Raw genomic sequence first — 421 nt, forward strand, 5'->3', positions numbered from 1 at the left:
GAGAACTGCTGGCGCAGCGCGTACACGAGCTGCAGCGTGAACTGCGAGAAGCCCGACACCGAGCCCGAAACATCACAGATGATCACCAGTTCCGGGCGTCCCGGACGGGGCCGACGATGAGTCAGCTTGATCGGCACGCCGCCGGTCGACATCGATGCGCGCAGCGTTCGGCGCACATCGACCGGGCCGTGCCGGGCGCGTCGCCGTCGAATCTCCAAACGGGCCGCCAACAACCGGGCCAGCGGTTGCACCGTCCGCCGGATCTGCGCGAGGTCGCGGGCACCCGAGTGCAGAAAGCTCATCTGTTCAGGCAGCTTGGGCACCGCATATTCGGCAACTCGGTCGCGACCGTGGCGCCCGGCCATCCGGCGCTGCGTCTCCGCGTCGATTGCCGCGCGCAGCGCCGCCGCCCGGTCCGCCG

At 69.8% G+C, this 421-nt stretch carries 1 protein-coding gene; it reads right to left on the minus strand.

Going from position 1 to position 421, the window contains the following annotated elements:
- Positions 1–421 (minus strand): VWA domain-containing protein (locus tag B4L26_RS13025; protein WP_290719310.1); only part of this gene is annotated, 421 nt, incomplete at both ends.

Source organism: Gordonia sp. UBA7599 (assembly GCA_002477755.1).
In the GTDB taxonomy this organism is placed as follows: domain Bacteria; phylum Actinomycetota; class Actinomycetes; order Mycobacteriales; family Mycobacteriaceae; genus Gordonia.